Source organism: Acinetobacter junii (assembly GCF_018336855.1).
GTDB classification, from domain to species: Bacteria; Pseudomonadota; Gammaproteobacteria; order Pseudomonadales; family Moraxellaceae; genus Acinetobacter; species Acinetobacter junii.
This window is the reverse complement of sequence record NZ_CP059558.1, coordinates 1500488-1518394: the sequence shown is the minus strand read 5'-3', so window position 1 is coordinate 1518394 and position 17907 is coordinate 1500488. Positions and strand designations below refer to the sequence as shown.

The following is a 17907-nucleotide window of genomic DNA, read 5'->3' as shown; positions in this document are numbered from 1 at the left end:
ACAATATGCTTCATTTTACTTTTTTAGGCACGTCTTCTGGTGTGCCCACACTCACACGCAACGTTTCTGCGCTAGCCATCCGCAACAGCAAGATTAAAGACTGGATATTGGTCGATGCTGGTGAAGGCACACAGCATCGCATTCAACAGGCTAAACTTTCATTACAGAACTTAGTTGCGATCTGCATTACCCATGTTCATGGTGATCACTGTTATGGATTAGTTGGTTTATTGGCCAGTGCAGGTATGAATGCCCGTACAGCACCTTTAACCATTATTGCTCCTAAAGAAATTCAACAATGGATTGAACTCACAGCGCAACTGACCGATTTACATTTGCCCTACTCACTCAACTTTATCGATGTCAATGAAGCCACTCAAATACAGCAAATAACAGATGAACTTTCGATTCAAGCCCATCCACTCAGTCATCGTGTACCCAGTTTTGCATTTAGTATCAAAGCACAATACATACAAAAGAAATTAGACACACAAACTTTGTTCCAGCTTGGCGTACCAAAAGGCAAAGCTTGGGGCGATTTACAACAAGGTTTAGATATTGAAGTTAATGGAAAAACCTTAAAATCAGCCGACTATTTACATATGCAGACACAACAAATTCATGCCATCGTGGGTGGTGACAATGATCAACCTGAATTATTAGCTAATGCTTGTAAAGATGCTCAACTACTCATTCATGAAAGCACTTACACTCAAGCTATTTTAGATAAAGTGGGTTCAGGCCCAATGCATAGTTCCGCTAAAATGGTGGCTGAATTTGCACAAAAAAATAATTTAGGCAATCTCATTCTGACGCATTTCAGTCCACGTCATCAGGATCAAATTGGACAAAAAGCGATTGCAGATGAAGTCCACCAATATTATCAAGGCAACTTTTATTTAGCTGATGATTTCGATCAATTTAGCTTAGATATGACAGGTCAACTTACAAAAATTGATAAATCTTAATGGATCACCTTATATTTGATCTATCAATAACATCTCAGGATAGATAATCTATCTCTTAAGATACTTAAATATCTTTTTAGATATACAGATGTCGACAAAATCATCTACAAACATGCTTTTTTAAAACATTCAAAAATTTATTTATATTAATTATCAAATATTTACATATATTTTAAATTAAATTTTAAAAAATTGGCATAGTCACTGCAATAGTATAAGTACACAACATCACTGGGATATTGTGAATATCACCTGCCTGCAAACGCTTGGCAGGCAGGCTTTGAAAGGAAAAATGAAAATGTCTGTCGTTGAACAAATCAACCAACAAGCTCAATTTGAACAAGAACAACAAAAACGTACTTATCAAGTTCTACAGAATGAAAAAGGCATGCCTGTAAAAATGTGGACCAATGGCGTAATTGTTGATGAAAACTCAAAACAGCAGTTATTACAAACGGCTCAAATGCCATTTATTTATAAATGGATGGCAGTGATGCCAGACGTACACTTCGGTTTAGGTGCAACGATTGGAAGCGTGATTCCAACCAAAGGTGCGATTATCCCTGCTGCGGTCGGTGTTGATATTGGGTGTGGAATGATGGCGACTCGTACTAGCTTAACAGCATCGGATTTACCCGATAATTTGCATGCTTTACGTACCGAACTTGAACGCTTAATTCCACATGGAATGACTAAACGTGGTCGTGATAAAGGTTCATGGGAAACACCACCTGAAATGGTGGATCAAGCTTGGGCAGGTTTAGTTGCAGACTTTGAGTTGATTTGTGCTAAACACCCTCGCCTAAAAAATACCAACAACCGCAAGCAGTTGGGAACATTAGGGACAGGAAATCACTTTGTAGAAATCTGTTTAGATGAACATGATCATGTTTGGATTATGTTGCACTCAGGTTCTCGTGGTGTCGGTAACGCCATCGGTAACCATTTTATTGAGCTCGCACGCAAAGATATGCAGAAACACTTTATTAACTTACCCAATAAAGATTTGGCGTATTTAGTTGAAGGAACTGAACATTTTGATGATTACTGGTTTGCTGTGGGTTGGGCACAACGCTTTGCCATGAAAAACCGTGAAATCATGATGCAATCAGCGATTAAAGCTTTAGCAACGATTATTCCAAAACCATTTAATGCCAAATTGGAAGCAGTAAACTGCCACCACAACTATGTGGAAAAGGAAGAACATTACGGCGAAGAAGTAATGGTAACACGTAAAGGCGCTGTAAGTGCCAAACTTGGACAATATGGAATTATCCCAGGTTCAATGGGTGCTAAGTCCTTTATTGTTCGAGGTCTTGGAAATCAGGAATCCTTCTGTTCATGTTCGCATGGTGCAGGTCGTGTGATGAGCCGTGCTGAAGCAAAACGTCGATTCACTGTTGAAGATCAGATTGCCCAGACTGAAGGTGTGGAATGCCGTAAAGATGAGGCTGTGATTGATGAAATTCCATCGGCGTATAAACCGATTGAAGATGTAATGAATGCACAAAAGGATTTGGTTGAAGTAGTTTATACATTAAGACAAGTGGTTTGTGTTAAGGGATAGATACCTAAGCACAACCAGAAGGTGAGCATATGTTTGTCCAATTAGATCATTTGAAGACCAAAGACTTACAATCTAATCTTGATGTCATACAAGCCGTATTTGAAGTTTTATTGTTTGATGTCACACATCAAGCAGACTCTTCCAATACGTTGACTATTCATCAACAGATGCTATTGAATTGTGAAAGTTTAGCCTTAGAAAGAACGTCAGACTTGAACTCACTAGCCATAGAGGAATTAGATCGCAGCCTAGTAAATCTTAATTGTTTGGACAAACCTAATCTATTTTCTGGACACAAATGGTTTTTGAGCTTGTTAGAGGCAATCATTGATCCCCCCTATGGAACCACTCTTGCCCAGTCTCATCGAGTAGCATTCTTCAAAACATTCACACAATTATGTCTTTTAACTGAAAAAGACTGTGAAATATATGATTGGGTTGGCTACCCAGGTAGTGGTCGAGATAACGATTCCGAATGGAATGATTATTTTGAACCCGGCCGAGAATGGTGGGGTAATTGGTGCTTAACCATTTATTCACCAGAGCAAAATAAAGGCTGCTTACTGCTTGCCAGCTCAACAGATTAAAGAATAAATTTTTTAGGAAAATAAAAGATGAAACTCGCAGAAGCATTGTTACTTCGAAGCGATCAACAAAAAAAGCTCGCTTCATTAAAACAACGGATCAACGCCAATGTATTGGTACAAGACGGTGATGAACCTAGTGAAGATCCAAATGAACTGATCAAACAGGTATTTGCTTTAACCCAAGAAAGCAATCAGTTGATTTGCCGTATTCATTTAACCAATGCGCAAGCAAAATTAGAGGATGACAAAATATTGCTGTCCCTATTAAGCTTACGTGATAGTTATGCCGAACAGCATAAGATTCTGATTGATGCGATTGCCAACACACATCGTGAACCTGACCGTTATAGCGCACGGGAAATTAAGTGGCAAAAAGTCATTCCTGTTTCCAATTTGCAAAAACAGGCAGATGATATCAGTGCAAAATTACGTGATTTAAATATCAAAATTCAGGCTGCAAACTGGCAGATTACTTTAGTCGAATAGACAACAAATTTTGTGGATTTAGTTCACAAGCACAGTTTGGACATACTGGGCGAGTACAAGATCCTGCTTTACTCCGATCTGAGGGATTGAAAATAATTCAGGCGGCTATGGCAGCATGTGAGCCGTGCATCGATATTCACTGATTAGGCTCAGCACCATGTACCGAGTAAACCCTTGCCGAAAGCAAAGTCACGCGTTACTTCGCATTACCATGTACTGACAGTATGTTCATTTAATTAGAAAATAAGGAAAATAGAAGTGAATAAAGCTTTGGCAAATATGCCAGCAACCATCCAGATTGATGGTTCACAAGGTGAAGGTGGTGGGCAGATTTTAAGAACTGCTCTTGCCCTTTCGATGATTACAGGTCAAGCATTTGAATTAATCAACATTCGCGCTGGGCGTAAAAAGCCAGGCTTAATGCGTCAGCATTTGGTCTGTGTACAGGCATCTCAACATATCAGCCAAGCGTATGTGGAAGGTGCTGAACTGCATAGCCAGCGTTTGTACTTTGCGCCACAGCATATACAGAGTGGAAAATACCAATTCCAGATTGGTTCAGCAGGAAGCACAACACTGGTTTTGCAAACACTCTTACCTGCTTTGTTATTGCAAAATGAAGCAAGTGAATTAGCTATTTCTGGCGGCACTCACAACCCGCTTGCGCCAACGGCAGATTTTATCGAGCATTGCTTTTTACCAGCATTAGAAAAACTTGGAATAGCGGTCGAGTTTAAATTAAATAAATCAGGCTTCTTCCCGATTGGTGCTGGTGAAATTCAAATCAAGATTCAGCCTTGGCAACATCGTAACAAACTAAATTTATTAGATCGTGGTACTTTGCAAAGCACAAAGGCTTTTGCAGCAGTACTCAACCTTTCCGAAGAAGCACAAATTGCACAACGGGAACTTGCAACGTTAAATAAAAGATTGAAATTAGATACTCAGCAGCAATTCCATTTAAATGGCATCAGTCAAGGCAATACAGCGTATGTCAAAGTTGAACATCAACATCACGTTCAGCTATTCACGGCTTTAGGTGAAATGCGCAAAAGTGCAGAACAAATAGCCAATCATTTGGCTGAACAGGTGAAGCAATATATGGAATCTAATGCTGCTGTCGATGAATATTTAGCGGATCAGTTACTATTACCTTTGGCATTGGGGCAAGGTGGTGAATTTACCGCACAATGTATTAGCGAACATACCCGCACACAAGTCGTGATTATTGAAAAATTTATTGATTGTGCAATTGAATTTATTGAACTAGACAAAAACCTGTTTCAGGTCATTGTCAAAGTTTAAGAAGCTCATGAATGAGCTTCTTTTCTATGAAATTTACCTTACAGATTCCAAAGCCGTGACCAATAATTTCCAGCATTTCTCTACCGTATCTACTTTAACTCTTTCACCTGGTGCGTGTGCACCTTGAATATCAGGGCCAAAAGATACCATCTGTAAATCTGGATAGTGTTCAGCAATAATTCCACACTCCAAACCTGCATGTATGACTTTTAAATTTGGCTCAATTTCAAATGCAGATTGATAAGCTTGTTGCAGACATTTCAATGCAGCTGAATCTGGATTTGGTGTCCAACCCGACACCAACGGCGTTAACTCAGACTGAATTTCAAAATTGGCAAAGTGCAGTTGGATTTTCTGGGCAAATGTTAGTGCCTCTTGGTTCACCATCGAACGAACCATAATTAAAGTCTTCGCCTCATCTTTAGTCAGTTTGATCACACCAATATTATTCGAGGTTTCAACCACATCAGGTAAAGCACGACTCCACTGTGAAATACCATATGGACACGTTGCCAATGCCTGCAACCAAGCTTGTTGCTGTTGTAAGATAATAACTTCATTTATCTGATTAGCATTCTGCTGCACGGTGATTTGCAACTGATCATCAATGCCTCGTAACTTTTTTTGCCATTCAGCTTGTATCACAGCAACTGCTTTTTCTAGCTCAGGTAATTGTCCCGATTTAATTGCAATTGTTGCTACAGCTTCACGTGGTATAGCATTGCGTGCGGTTCCACCGATAAACTCAACCAATCGTCCATTTGTTTGCGATAAATAATCATTCAGGAAATTGGCTAAAATCACATTGGCATTTCCACGCCCCAAATGAATATCAACACCTGAGTGACCACCTTTCAATCCAGATACCAACAGATCAACAAAAATCAAATTTTCAGGTGCTGGTTCATATTGAAGTGACTGTCCTACTTCTAGATCAATACTGCCTGCACAGCCAAGATAGAGCTCACCCCACTCTTCAGTATCAATATTAAATAGCCATTGCCCTGTTAAAACACCCGACTCAAGCAAACGAGCACCGCTCATTCCTGCTTCTTCATCAATAGTGAGTAGGACTTCAATCGGACCATGCGCAACATCATTTGATTCTAATACAGCAAGTGCAAGTGCTACTCCGATACCATTATCTGCGCCCAATGTCGTGTTTTCAGCAATAAGCCAGCCATCTTTTAATACAGGTTGAATAGGATCTTTAAAGAAATCATGTTGAGTACCACGATTTGCCTGAGTCACCATATCTAAGTGTCCCTGCAAAATCACACCTGCAACTTGCTCTTTACCTGCTGTGGCAGCTTTTCGAATAATCAGATTACCAATGTCATCGACATAGGTTTCTAGGTTGCGCTGTTCCGCCCAATCTTTGAGATGCTGTCGTAATTGTTGTTCATGTTTTGATGGTCGTGGAATCGTACACAAAGTCTCAAAATGTCGCCAAACCACTTGGGGAGATAGTTTAGAAAAATCAAACTGTATCATACAGTTATACTCACAAAAATAATGTATATAATGGATTTAAATATACTTAAATCATTAAAAAGTAAATATTCAATCAACGTAAATTTAGTTTATTTCTTAGCCTAAAACTTACGTCGATTTTTAATAAAAATGATCAATAATTCCTTAGTAAACTAAAAGTGATAGCTAAATTTCACGAACTAAGCGGAATCCCCACATGATCGAACGTGCTTGAGAAGTTACATAAGCATTTCGATAGGCTGTTCGAGCATTATAAGTGTTGTATATCCATGCACCTCCACGTAACACAGGGAAATTACATTGTCCGTTATTCTCCTCTCCCCAAATACGATTAGTTACAGGTGCATTCTCATAATTTGAGTGCCAACAATCATCTACCCACTCCCGTGCATTTGCTGTCATATCGTATAAACCAAAGTTGTTTGGTATAAACTTCCCAACAGGTGAGGTATAAGCATAGCCATCAGTACAATTAAATAAGTTCCACGAGCTTGTTTGTGGCAATGCAGAAACTGTGGTTGGATCTAACACATTTGCATATTTACAAGCTTGATCTCGATTCAAATCATCACCCCAGTAAAATGCAGTCGAAGTTCCTGCACGAGAAGCATATTCCCATTCGACCTCTGTAGGTAAACGGTAGGTTTGCCCTGTTTTTTTGGATAACCACTCTGCAAATACTCTCCCATCTTCACGGCGTACACATACAACAGGATCTTGCGGCGTTTGGTTCATACCTGAGTTAGTTGGGTTTAAATCATCTCGATACCACATATTAAAAACCCCATCACGTGCTTCCCAATTACGACAGCCTTGTACCTGCCAGCCAGTTTCCTTTTGAAATGCTTGAAACTCTGCAATAGTTGTTTCATATGTAGACATAGCGAATGGCTTTTCGATTCTCACGATGTGTTGAGGCAATTCATACGGTCGCGACTGAGCAGGAACATTTTGTTGTTCTTGCTCTTGCAGATTTCCACCCATCAAAAAACTACCAGAAGGAATAACCGTCATTTCTGGACAAAAACTATCCGAACAGTCTTTAAACTTTGTTTTTTCTGGTGTTGCTTCATTAATGTTTGTATGTGTTAAAGCTGCTAATTTAATTTTAGGATTCATATTAGGAGTGTTATTTATTTGACGAATCAATAAATTTATAGTCCCTTGCCATTCGCTTAACATCTCTCTTAACATCGCTGGTCTTTCAATACTTACCCCTGTGCCGTCATAATCTGGAGCATTACATCTAGCTCTTAAAGTAGTGGACTCTTCAGTAAGCTGGATAAGTTTTGGAATAATTTGCTGTTCCAATAACAAACTTAAGTTATTTGTACTATTAAGCTTTGTTCTTAATTCTAAAGCTGATTTCTCAGCAATCTCTGCATCATTTATCACCTTTGAATAAACACTATCACATTGATTTTCTTGCCATACTAAATTTTGGCTAAGTGTTTGTAGTGACGAAATTGTTCCATCGACTAGTTTTTGGTTAGAAACATTGTTAGTTGTATTTTTATCATCGCTATTACATGCCGCAAGTAAAGAAACGAACAATACACTAAAGCCTTTAAGATAATTACTAGATATAGTGGTCATATTAATTCTCTGGAAAATATTATGAATTAAAGGAGGAGATTGAGTAATTCTTTGTTAAAAATCATTTTTAAATTAATAGAAAAGTAGCTCAAAATTCAAACACTATTATTTTTTCATTTGTTAATTTTTATTAAATAATGTCAATATAAAAATAAATATTTCTAATTAATATTAATAAAAAAAGTGGATCAACAGATTTGTTATCCACTTTAGATATATAGAGCTAAAAAATATGTAATTAAGATTTCCAAACAAAATCAGAAAAACTATGTTCAGCTTTTAAACTATTTTCAACAGCTTGAGCTAATTGACGAATGATGCTTTGTGTCTCTATACGTTCAAACCATGCTTGTTCTTGCTGTGGATTGGCTGAAATTTGACACAAGATATGTCCTTCCGCATCTTGCTGAGAACATAAAATAGAGAGTGGCAAATGATGGTTATCTATACGAACTTCAATTTTTTGATGTTCATGTCGAATGTGTTGAGCATCAAAACCATATTGTTCTAATTGCTTATACAATAACGCTGCTACATACTCTTGAGTAATGTAACATTCATTCGGTGGATGATCGATCAATCCATGTTTTGGGCAATCTGCTATGAATTGCAACGTTCTCATGGTATTCCCTCTATTTTTATGTTTTTTAACTCTGGATCGCAGAGTAAAGCCTACTGCAGCGGTATGAATTATTATATATACAATTGTCTTTAATTGATTAGCCGATTGTCTTACTTCTTATTCAAATTTTAGGAATTTCGACCCGATTAGATATGTACAAAGCAAAACTTAATTATTTTTCAATCGAGATGAGAGATTTGAAACTTTATTGTTATAAATCAGCTTGAGATAGCAGCATTTATTGAATTAAATGCTGCTATCCTACAAATTATTGGTTCACAACTTGTAAATCCAAACCAGCAGCATTTGCTAGTTCAGTAAAAGTTGGGAAACTAGTCGCAACTGTCTCTGTACCATGAATTGTAATCGCACCAGCAGTTCTTAAACCAGCAATACTAAAACTCATTGCTATGCGATGGTCATGGTGTGATTCAATCTCACCACCATTAAAGATTGCAGACCAATCACCTGATTTTCCCTTACCTTCAATAATGATACCGTCTTCTGTTGGCGTACAATCGATGCCCATGATTTTCAAACCATCTGCCATCACTTGGATACGATCAGATTCTTTGACACGTAATTCAGCAGCGCCAGTTAATACTGTTTGACCTTCCGCACATGCTGCAGCAATGAATAATGCTGGGAACTCATCAATTGCTAAAGGTACTTGATCTTCAGGCATGTGAATACCTTTGAGTGTACGAGAACCTTTGATATGAATATCTGCGATAGGTTCACCACCTGCAATACGCTCATTTTCTACCGTCAAATCAGCGCCCATTTGTTTAAGAATTTCGATCACACCAGTGCGTGTTGGATTGATTCCAACAGCTTCAAGAACTACATCAGCACCTTCTGTGATTGCGGCACCCACCATGAAGAATGCAGCCGATGAAATATCAGAAGGAACTTGAATATCAGTACCAACTAACTTACCACCACCCACAAGTGAGATTCTATTACCCTCGGTTTTCACATCATAACCAAAAGCACGCAACATACGTTCTGTGTGATCACGCGTTGGCTCTGGTTCTGTTACCGAAGTTTCACCTTCAGCCCATAGACCTGCTAGTAAAATACCTGATTTAACTTGAGCAGAAGCCATTGGTAAGTCGTAATCAATACCCTTTAAAACTTGGCTACCCGTAATGCTAACTGGTGGTGTACCTTTCTCACCTGTGGTTTGAATTTGTGCTCCCATCAAACGCAATGGTTTTGCAATACGTTCCATTGGACGCTTAGACAGCGATGCATCACCAGTCATAACAGAATCAAATTTTTGAGCAGAAAGCATTCCAGACAACAAGCGCATACTTGTGCCTGAATTACCCATGTATAAAGCACCAGCAGGGGCTTTTAGACCTTGCATTCCAACACCATGAATCGTCACTTCACCATTCTTTGGACCTTCGATGCTCACTCCCATATCACGAAAAGCTTGGAGAGTTGCTAAAGCATCTTCGCCTTCCAAGAAACCTGTTACATGAGTTGTGCCTTCTGCAATCGCACCAAACATGATAGAGCGATGTGACACAGACTTATCACCTGGTACGGTGAATTTACCTGTAAATGTTTTCTTTCCGGGCAAAATGGTAAATTGCTGTGTCACCTTGTTTTTCTCCATCAAAGGTTTTTTGGCTAACATATGATTAAAGTGCTGGCGTGCAGCTTGCGCATGGCCAAGCAAACCCATCAATGCTTGTGAATCTTCTTGTTCAATCAGTTTCTTCAAAACTGATAACTGCTGTTCAAAACCCTCTACAGCATTCAAGATTGCAGTTTTATTGGCAAAGAAAATGTCATGCCACATCTGAGGATCGCTTGCTGCGATACGTGAGAAATCACGAAAACCACCTGCAGCATAGCGAAAAATGTCTAAATTATCTTCACGGTTTGCAAGCTGCTCAACCAAATTAAATGCCATCAAATGTGGTAAGTGGCTTGTATGTGCAAGCACTTCATCATGCTTCTTCACATCCATGCATATAACTTCTGCTTTTGCAGCAGACCATAGTTGAATCAACTTCTCAACAGCCCAATCTGCACTAGTCGGTAGTGGCGTCAAAATCACTTTATGATTGGCAAATAAATCAACTTTACCCGCATGCACACCTGTATGTTCTGCACCTGCAATTGGATGTCCTGGTACAAAACCTATAGGTAAATTTTCACCAAAGACCGCTTTAGCAGCTTCAACCACATTACCTTTAGTACTACCAACATCTGTGATAATGACATTTTCAGTTAGGTAAGGTTTGATCTGTTCAAGTACTTTTTGCGTCGCTCTGACAGGTAAGGCTAAAACAATTAAATCTGCATCTTGAACAGCTTCTTCAGGTGTTGCATAACCGTATTGAATAAGCCCTAGTGTTTTGGCATCTTCTAATGTTTTTTTTGAGCGTGTTGACGCAACAATTTGACCAGCAAGCTGTTCTGCCACAATCACACGAGCAAGACTCGACCCTATCAGCCCAAGCCCAATAAATGCAACTTTCTTAAATAATGGTTGAGACATAAAACATTTTTGCCTATCTGAAAATCTCTCTAACCTCTCTTTAAAAAAAGATCGGAAAGTATCTCCCTTTAAAAAGGGAGACTGGAACGGATTTAAAATAAATTGAACTATAAAACAGCGATAGGATATGAACCCAATACTCGCAATTCTTTTACATTAGGTCGAATTTCATCTAATGCTGCAGCTACATTTTCTTGATCAATATGCCCTTCCAAATCAATGAAGAAAACATAAGCCCATTTCTCAGGAAGCGCTGGACGAGTTTCAATACTAGTCAAACTAATTTTATGTTTGGCAAATGGCGCAAGGATTTCCAATAAAGCACCCGCACGATCATGTGCAGAGATTAGTAAAGACGTTTTATCATTACCACTTTGTGGAATTTTCTCGCGACCAATCACAAGGAAACGTGTCGTATTTTCAGGGTTATCTTCAATGTTGCTATGTAATATCTCTAAGTTATACATACTTGCAGCAATATCTGAAGCAATAGCGGCAGAATGCCACTCATTACGAATACGGCGAGCAGCTTCCGCATTTGAATTAAGCGCTACACGCTCTACACCTGGATAATGCGCATCTAACCATTTGCGACATTGAGCAAGGGTTTGTTGATGTGCATAAATCTGTTTGATGCTGTCTTTACGAGTATTTTCAGATACGAGAAATTGATGATGAATGCGAAGTTCTACTTCACCAATCACATTTAAAGTAGATGATTTAAAGCAATCTAAAGTGTGGTTTACGATACCTTCTGATGAATTCTCAACTGGAACAACACCATAATGCGCACCACCAGCTTCAACTTCACGGAACACTTCATCAATCGTTGGCAATGGGCGCACAACTGCATCTTTACCAAAATGTTTTAGCACAGCTGAATGCGTATATGTACCTTCAGGACCCAGAAATGCAATGCTTTGAGGTGCTTCAAGTGCTAAACAAGCGGACATGATTTCACGAAATAAACGTGCCATCGTCGCATCAGACAATGGACCTTGATTACGTTCCATCACCTTGCGGAGAACTTGAGCCTCACGTTCAGGACGATAAAATAATGGGTTTTCTTCAGCTGCAAATTTCGCTTTTGCTACAGCTTCAGCCAGCGTAGCTCGACGGTTAAGTAATTCTTGGATTTGTTGATCAACACTATCTATATCATTACGAATTTGTTCTAAATTAAGTGACGTCGATGTGTTTTGTCCATCGTTTACCATTGAATGCAGCCTCAGCAAAATCATCTATATAAATGGGTTACAATTCATCTATGAACTGTTATGCGAAGCTAGTATAACAAGACTTTAACGCTTTAAACACGCGAAGATTTAACTCTTTTTGCTTAGGTCAAAGCCCTTGCGTATTTTTATAAATGGTTTTTCGCAAATCATTACAATCCCGACCTTTGTTTTTAAAATTATTCATCAAGCATCAGATTCCGCTTTATTCAATCACAACAGACAAAATTCAATCAAGTTTAATAAAATCTGTAATAAATAAAAATTGATGCCATCCATGATGATAATGAATATAAAAACACTTTTACTGATTAGCTTAATCGCCACAAGTCTAGCAGGATGCATAGGCTGCTATAATCCAACAGGATGTAATAAAGATTCTTCACCCTATTATGTTACAACGACAACAACTCAAATCAGAGGAATAACTGTTCCTAACGCAACCAAACTCAAATACAAATCAAAAAATTCATTTCAAAAAGACCAACAGCAACATCCATTAAATGAAAAAGATTTAACAAGCATTGAACTTCCACCAAATACTGCGATCAATTGGGGAGGAATGCCCTCTTATCTATTTATCAATTTTTTTAATTCAGAAATGAAAGGCTATTCTATTTATCCTGTTAAAGAGCTGAAACCTCAAACAGAAAATTCATTCGTAAAGCTCTGGAAAAGTTGTGATAGTGCATTGGACGTTACTTTGAAAAATCCAAATGATTGGTCATTTAATCCAGAGAATATGGAAGTTACAGGATGTAGTGTGAATATTCAAAAAAGAAGTCAATATAATAATCATTGGCCAAACCAAGATGAAGCAGATAAATTTCTGCTTGATATCAATCGTGCTTTACAAAAGCTCCCTAAACAGAAAACTTATCCAGTGATTCAATATTCAACAGAAGAACAATAAAAAAGCCTGCTAAAAGCAGGCTTAGGATATCAAAGTCGGCTTATGATTTACCAATCAATCCACGAGCTACGATTTCTTTCATAATCTCGTTGGTACCACCATAAATACGTTGAATACGAGCATCAACAAAGAAACGTGAGATTGGATATTCAGTCATATAACCATAACCACCAAATAACTGAAGTAAGTTATCAGATACCTTCATTTGCATATCTGTACTGAAACTCTTCAGTGCAGCAGCTGTTTCAACATCTAACTTACCTTCCATATAAAGCTCTACGTTCTGATTGTAGAAAGCTGCTGTTGCCAACTCATCAATCTTCGCTTGAGCCAATACAAAACGCGTATTTTGGAACTGCGAAATTGCCTGACCAAATGCTTGACGCTCTTTTACATAAGCAGTAGCTAAATCAATTGCACCACGAATTGCACCTAAAGCTGTAGATGCAATTGCTGTACGTTCACGAGGCAATTCTTGCATCAAATAAGCAAAACCAGAACCAGCATTACCAAGCAATTGATCTTTAGGTACTTTTACATTATCAAAGAACAATTCAGATGTATCTTGCGAGTGCAAGCCAATTTTATCGAGGTTAGTGCCTTTCTTGAAACCTTCGAGATGAGTATCGACCAGTAGTAACGATACACCCTTAGCACGTGCTTGTGGATCAGTTTTTACCGCAAGAACAACAACATCCGCGTGTTGACCATTTGAAATAAATGTTTTTGATCCATTCAAAATGTAGTGGTCACCTTGTAGGATTGCACTAGTACGCATAGCCTGTAAATCAGAACCCGCACCTGGCTCGGTCATACCAATTGCACCAACCGCCTCGCCTGATACCATTTTTGGTAACCAATATTGTTTTTGCTCTTCTGTACCAATATGTTGAATATAAGGAGCAGCGATTTCAGAGTGACATGAAATTGCTGTCGATAAAGCACAATATCCCGCACGAGCAGACTCTTCAACCAACATCAATGAATAATGTGTTGGCACACCATAGCCACCGTACTCTTCAGGTACATCTACACATAAAAAACCATTTTCACCCAGTAAATTCCAAACTGAGCGCGGCATAATGCCTTCACGTTCCCATTGATCGTAATGTGGAGCAACACGCTCACTCATAAAACGTTTGAAATTATCACGGAAGAGTTCTAAATCTGCATCGTAAGCTAACATCGCTATTTCCTTTCGCTTTCTTTGTTCTTAAAAGTTTGTTTCGCAGTCATGCTAATGATTTTTCAAGTTGATGTCATGGTCCGTTTGCATCAATTCGCTAGACTGATTCGGTCAATAATTTCGCTTGTAATGTTTAATATTTCGCCAAAACAAATTAAACCGAATTTATCTCAGCGTTTATTACTCAACACAGCCAACTTTATGTCATATTATTTTCTAGTTATCGATCACATCAGAATTATCATGAATACCAAACGAAATATTTATAAAACCGCAGAACATCCGTTTGCTCAATATGTTCGTATTTTAGGTAAAGGTAAAACAGGATCGCGCTCTTTAAGCTATGAAGAAGCATATCAAGCGTTTAGCATGATTTTGAAAGATGAAGTGCTAGATGTTCAACTTGGCGCATTTTTAATGCTTTTGCGTGTCAAAGAGGAATCTGTTGATGAACTTGCAGGTTTTGTTCAAGCAACACGAGATCAACTCAACTTTGAATCTTTAGATGTTGATCTAGATTGGTCTTCATATGCTGGAAAACGTAAGCATTATCCATGGTTTATTCTTGCAGCTTTAACATTAGCTCATCATGGTTATAAAATTGTAATGCATGGAGCATCAGGTCACACAATTAACCGTGTTTATACTGAACAAGTATTAGAATATTTAGGCTACCCAATTTGCCATAATCAACAAGAGGTAAAACAGCAACTTGAACAACATCATTTTGCTTACTTACCACTTGAAACAATATCACCGATTTTGAGTGATCTAATATCACTCAGAAATGTAATGGGTCTTCGCTCACCAATTCATACACTGGCACGTTTAATTAATCCATTTAATGCAAAGGCAACTTTACAGGCAATTTTCCATCCTGCTTACAGATCATCACATCAACAAACAGCTTTTCGATTAGGCTATAAAAATAGCGCTGTGATAAAAGGTGAAGGTGGTGAATTTGAGCGTAATCCTGATGCCAAGACTTTAATTTGTGGGATTAAAAACGGTGAGTTGTATGAGCATGAATTACCTAAACTGACACCTGATCGTAGCCCTATTGAAGAAGAACTTGATTTAGCAGTGTTTAAAGCGGTGTGGCTGGGTGAGCAAACACATGAATATGGTGAAATGGCTGTGATTGAAACAATGGGAATTGCTTTATATACGATGGATGCTGTAAATAGTTATGGTGAAGCGGTGACTAAAGCGAAAGAACTTTGGGAATCTCGTTTGAGTTAAATGAGACTTATTATAAAATAAAATAGAAATGTATTAGCTCAAACCTGATCTGACAGTTACCGATATTTGCTTAAGACTGTCAGGCTAAATTTAAGCTAGTACAATTTACATATTCCTGTGATTTTTTAGCCATATATTTGCTAAAATCTCCAACTTATTTTTAGAAGTATTAAAAACCTAAATATATTAAAAAATCAGCAATAGACTCATAGAAAAAAAATGCGATTCCAAAAATAAAAGTGAACAAAGATAAAACCTCATTTATAATAATTTGTTTTTTAAATTTTTCACATAAATAAATAACATTATCCTGATACAGATTTGGATATAAGCTTGGACTCTTTTCTCCACGTTTTGCAAAATACGGCATCTTTTTATTACGTTTGTATGATATAAAATATGAAAACCACATCGTGGAGAATATAAAATTAAGTTGTAATACTTTTTCAAAAGAGATACCTACCTCATCTAAATATTCTTCAATACCATATATTTTTTCAGAAAGTTCTTTACTATTTTTTTTGATAAATAATAGATTATATATATATATACATAATAGTAACATTAACCCAATAACAAGTAAGCCAATTAAAATGCTACCATGAAAATCAACTAATTGACTTTCCATTAGCATACTCCTGTCCTTTTTTTGAGTTCATCTTCAGCCAAATCTGCACCATATTTACCCCCTCCAATCACACCTGCACCAATAACTACAGCTGTAATAGTCAAGGAAACAGGTAACGAAATTGTATATCCAGCTGCCCCAGCCACAAGACCAATAATATAAATTACCCCTCTTGCTACAACTTTTCCGCCAAAGTTACCAACAGTTCCTCCGATAATACCACCAGCAATCTTACTACCTTCTATCACAGCTACCTTCTTTGTAAGCTCCATATCACCCGTGTTGTAGGCATCCATTGTATTTTTTAAAAATATTGCAGCGCCTAAACCCACAACCAATTGTTTACCCATTCTTAAGCCAACACTGATTTTCCCCAAATCTACAATCATTTTATCGTAATGCTTCAAACCACCTCTTACAGCATCAGAGCGAATAAGAGAATCCGTTTTCATATACTTTCTCATTAAAGGGATTTGAGTCTGAGGCTCAACAATATGCATATCCTTGAGTGCTGTACCCAACTGGCTATAAAGTGAAGCATGTTTTTTCTTAAAATCTGAAAAATGCTTTGGATTTGCATATTTAGATTTCATTAGCTGTTCACTTTGATAAGCAGCCATAATCGCATCATTACTTTTTATCACTTTTTCTAGTGATGTTTCTTTCATAACTAGAAGCTGATTCTTTTTAAGCTTTCTATCTCGCTCGCTTTTTTGGTCAGCGCTATCTACAATCTGTCCCGTTCTTTCTTCAACTTGATCTAGTAAATCATCATCACCTCGACAATATTCCTTCCTAAACTCATCAACTGTGATGACTTTCTTTGGATCACTTACATTGGCTAATGCCATTTCAGTAGCATGTGACCAATAGTCGTACAAAAGTTCATAATTTGCAGCAAAAAATGCCGCATCAAAATTTGAGGACTTTCTCAGTAGATTCAATTTTTCTTCGATACTTCTTGCTAACTGCTTATATTCACTCAGCTTAGAATCATTTCCATTTTTATTAGACAAAATGACCACCTGACACGGTTTAAGCACAGTCATTGGTCCATTAGTTGATAATTCTGGTAAATGGGCATTGTTATTTTTAAAAATCGAAAATTCCTTTACCGTAGGATGGTATGCATAGATACGTTTTAATAATGCATCGACAGTCTCATCTTCTCGAATCAATAACCAACCAACTTCCATACCTTCTTTTATATAAACTTTTTGGATTTTATTTTCTTCTATCGGGGAACTTTTCGATTGATGGTATTTAAACTTGATCTCGGTAAACTTTCCGCTTTCAGATTGTGCTAAATGTGGAAGAATTGCCCCCTGATACCATTTATCATCTAAGAAAATATCAACTTGAACAACCGCAGTATCATAGTTCACCTCAATTTTATGGGTTTTCATAAACTTATTAAAAGGTGTCAGTTTAGATACATAGGTAGATTTAGCTTCGGATGTTTTTGCTGTAATAACATATTTCAAACGTGACAAAGCAATATGTTTTGGCAAATTCTTTAATACAGCTTGTGCCAACTTAGGTTGAGAATACTTTGCCATC

At 37.7% G+C, this 17907-nt stretch carries 15 protein-coding genes; 7 read left to right on the top strand and 8 right to left on the bottom strand.

The genetic code is table 11. The features are described 5' to 3' along the window. Positions 1 to 5: 5 nt before the first annotated feature. The 5 genes from H2677_RS07175 (at position 6) to rtcA (ending at position 4913) form a co-directional block, all read left to right on the top strand. Positions 6 to 968: a ribonuclease Z gene (locus tag H2677_RS07175; RefSeq protein WP_212639592.1), complete on the top strand. Its 963-nt coding sequence runs from the start codon at positions 6 to 8 to the stop codon at positions 966 to 968. Positions 969 to 1266: 298 nt separating this feature from the next. Next, on the top strand, positions 1267 to 2535 hold the full coding sequence (locus H2677_RS07170; protein ID WP_212639480.1) for an RtcB family protein: 1269 nt from the start codon (positions 1267 to 1269) through the stop codon (positions 2533 to 2535). A gap of 29 nt (positions 2536 to 2564) precedes the next feature. Next, complete coding sequence (locus H2677_RS07165) at positions 2565 to 3122, top strand: hypothetical protein (protein WP_212639479.1); 558 nt, start codon at positions 2565 to 2567, stop codon at positions 3120 to 3122. A 27-nt stretch (positions 3123 to 3149) separates the two neighbouring features. Next, on the top strand, positions 3150 to 3608 hold the full coding sequence (locus tag H2677_RS07160; RefSeq protein ID WP_212639478.1) for a DIP1984 family protein: 459 nt from the start codon (positions 3150 to 3152) through the stop codon (positions 3606 to 3608). A gap of 258 nt (positions 3609 to 3866) precedes the next feature. Next, on the top strand, positions 3867 to 4913 hold the full coding sequence (gene rtcA / locus H2677_RS07155) for an RNA 3'-terminal phosphate cyclase (protein WP_212639477.1): 1047 nt from the start codon (positions 3867 to 3869) through the stop codon (positions 4911 to 4913). A gap of 33 nt (positions 4914 to 4946) precedes the next feature. Here rtcA and H2677_RS07150 read toward each other — a convergent pair whose 3' ends face one another. The 5 genes from H2677_RS07150 to pheA all read right to left on the bottom strand — a co-directional run bounded on the left by H2677_RS07150 (position 4947) and on the right by pheA (position 12360). Further along, a complete protein-coding gene (locus H2677_RS07150; protein WP_004954033.1) occupies positions 4947 to 6407 on the bottom strand; it encodes an aminoacyl-histidine dipeptidase in 1461 nt (486 codons plus the stop codon). 165 nt (positions 6408 to 6572) lie between these two features. Next, positions 6573 to 8003, bottom strand: a complete 1431-nt coding sequence (locus tag H2677_RS07145; protein WP_212639476.1) for a formylglycine-generating enzyme family protein — start codon at positions 8001 to 8003, stop codon at positions 6573 to 6575. 238 nt (positions 8004 to 8241) lie between these two features. Further along, positions 8242 to 8625 carry a hypothetical protein gene (locus tag H2677_RS07140; RefSeq protein WP_004954029.1) on the bottom strand — a complete coding sequence of 128 codons (384 nt, stop codon included), beginning with the start codon at positions 8623 to 8625 and terminating at the stop codon, positions 8242 to 8244. Between the two features lie 268 nt (positions 8626 to 8893). Next, positions 8894 to 11143 (bottom strand): bifunctional prephenate dehydrogenase/3-phosphoshikimate 1-carboxyvinyltransferase, encoded by a 2250-nt coding sequence (locus H2677_RS07135; RefSeq protein WP_004954026.1) that lies wholly within the window; start codon positions 11141 to 11143, stop codon positions 8894 to 8896. Between the two features lie 107 nt (positions 11144 to 11250). Beyond that, positions 11251 to 12360 (bottom strand): prephenate dehydratase, encoded by a 1110-nt coding sequence (gene pheA / locus H2677_RS07130; RefSeq protein WP_004911627.1) that lies wholly within the window; start codon positions 12358 to 12360, stop codon positions 11251 to 11253. 304 nt (positions 12361 to 12664) lie between these two features. On the opposite strand from pheA, the gene H2677_RS07125 reads away from it, so the two are divergent. Further along, on the top strand, positions 12665 to 13291 hold the full coding sequence (locus H2677_RS07125; protein WP_212639591.1) for a hypothetical protein: 627 nt from the start codon (positions 12665 to 12667) through the stop codon (positions 13289 to 13291). Positions 13292 to 13331: 40 nt separating this feature from the next. Here the strand turns inward: H2677_RS07125 and H2677_RS07120 are convergent, their stop codons facing one another. After that, positions 13332 to 14477, bottom strand: coding sequence for an acyl-CoA dehydrogenase family protein (locus H2677_RS07120; protein WP_212639475.1), 1146 nt, complete (start codon positions 14475 to 14477; stop codon positions 13332 to 13334). Positions 14478 to 14720: 243 nt separating this feature from the next. Between H2677_RS07120 and H2677_RS07115 the strand changes: the two genes are divergently transcribed. After that, positions 14721 to 15719, top strand: a complete 999-nt coding sequence (locus tag H2677_RS07115; RefSeq protein ID WP_212639474.1) for a glycosyl transferase family protein — start codon at positions 14721 to 14723, stop codon at positions 15717 to 15719. A 169-nt stretch (positions 15720 to 15888) separates the two neighbouring features. Here H2677_RS07115 and H2677_RS07110 read toward each other — a convergent pair whose 3' ends face one another. After that, positions 15889 to 16347 carry a hypothetical protein gene (locus H2677_RS07110; protein ID WP_212639473.1) on the bottom strand — a complete coding sequence of 153 codons (459 nt, stop codon included), beginning with the start codon at positions 16345 to 16347 and terminating at the stop codon, positions 15889 to 15891. Further along, complete coding sequence (locus H2677_RS07105) at positions 16347 to 17906, bottom strand: hypothetical protein (RefSeq protein WP_212639472.1); 1560 nt, start codon at positions 17904 to 17906, stop codon at positions 16347 to 16349. Before H2677_RS07105 ends, H2677_RS07110 begins: the two co-directional genes overlap by 1 nt. Position 17907: the final 1 nt, after the last annotated feature.